The organism is Arsenophonus sp. ENCA (assembly GCF_002287155.1).
Taxonomy (GTDB): domain Bacteria; phylum Pseudomonadota; class Gammaproteobacteria; order Enterobacterales; family Enterobacteriaceae; genus Arsenophonus; species Arsenophonus nilaparvatae.
In genome coordinates, this window is record NZ_NHNG01000159.1 from 1 (window position 1) to 847 (window position 847).

At 39.4% G+C, this 847-nt stretch carries 1 protein-coding gene; it reads right to left on the bottom strand.

The features are described 5' to 3' along the window. Positions 1–494: 494 nt before the first annotated feature. The coding region (locus CBG25_RS04285; RefSeq protein ID WP_290603898.1) for a transposase family protein at positions 495–847 on the bottom strand (353 nt) is incomplete at its 5' end.

Here is an 847-nt window from a genome sequence, read left to right on the forward strand (position 1 = left end):
GTTTGATGATAGGATTATTTGTTTGATACATAAAATTACCTTTTATTTAATTATCTAATGATGTTAATTAAAACCGGTAACTTTCTTTTTTAAATCAGAATTGTCAGATTAAGTTAAGACTAATACAAATTAATCGCTACTCGTAGGTGTTGTCGCACCCACGAATAGCTAACCCAAAACCTAAACATACTAGGAGTTGAGCTATGCGAAATAGTACGCATATTGCACGCATAATGAAAGCGTGCGGCATATCAATCGAGCAGCTTTTGAGCTTTGCTCACACGTCAAAACACCTTACAACCCGTCAGCGTGAGTACCTTCGTAGTATCGGGGGTGCAGCATGAACTCCGAGATGATTAAATTCTTTTTGAGTAGTGGCGTTCCTTCTGGTTTTAGCGATAGCGAGGGTAAGGTTGATACCAATGTCAAAATGACAGATTTAAAGCGTGTTGCTTAATAGTGAAATAAGGGTGTTTCGGTGATTGAAGTAAATTTTACGCTGTTCTGAGATGGAAATTCCAAAGACCTGCGCTAAGGAGTAAGAAGGTATCATCAATAAAGGGTCTACGATTCCGTAAAATTTGGGTCATGCAACCGAGGCGCTTGATACCCGCGATGGCGTGTTCAACTGTAATACGGATGCCCGAGATTATTTTATTTTCTTGTTTTTGTTCAGGCGATAAAGGTCTTTTTCGAGTTCCTTTTTTTGGGATTTGTGTATTAGGATGCTGTTTATCTATACCTTGAAAACCGGTATCTGCCCAGATGGTTACCTCAGGAGGAATATGGCGAATTATATCGACTTTATCGAGTAAGCGTTTATCGTGACGGCGCCCATTTTTGCTCA